This is a genomic window from Capnocytophaga canis, assembly GCF_000827555.1.
Taxonomy (GTDB): Bacteria; Bacteroidota; Bacteroidia; order Flavobacteriales; family Flavobacteriaceae; genus Capnocytophaga; species Capnocytophaga canis.
This window is the reverse complement of sequence record NZ_CDOI01000049.1, coordinates 1-573: the sequence shown is the minus strand read 5'-3', so window position 1 is coordinate 573 and position 573 is coordinate 1. Positions and strand designations below refer to the sequence as shown.

Sequence of the window (573 nt, the reverse complement as noted above, 5' to 3'; positions counted from 1 at the left end):
ACAATATTCCAAATCCACGTTTGATAAATTTTTAATTTCCAAGTAATCAGCTCCTTTTGGGGTGTAATTTCTTTTTAGTTCGTTGTGTAAATGTCTTTTCCCCATATGTGATTCATAGGTTAAACTGTCATACACAACTTTGACATCCTCTCCTCCAATGATAAAAGGAGTCGTTAGCGTTTCTGTTTTTACAATGTTTTCAGAATTTCCTGCTACAAAAACGGAATAGCTCACTTCAACCTCAACTGCTGAACCATCTACCGATGCTAAAACAATGTAGTTATGTTTCAAGGTTTTGGATTTATTGGGGCTTTCTACTTCAACTTCAGGCTTCGTGCAACGAAGTTGAAGATTTAACGATATGCCTAACAGAACTAAGCTTCTAATAATTATCTTTTTCATAATCTATAAAATCTACTCCCCATATTCTTCAAACATTTTATTTCCATAAAAACCTTGATGCGTATTTATAAACCATATTTGCCCCGAATTGGAAAGTGTTTGATTTGAAGGGATTACTCCGTAGTGCTTAACATCATTATAGCGACTACTAATTAAACTCTCATTAACAGA

Annotated in this window: 1 pseudogene; it reads right to left on the bottom strand. The window is 33.9% G+C overall.

The features are described 5' to 3' along the window. Positions 1 to 402 (bottom strand): annotated as a pseudogene (locus tag CCAND38_RS01790) (hypothetical protein); the annotation flags it as partial. Positions 403 to 573: the final 171 nt, after the last annotated feature.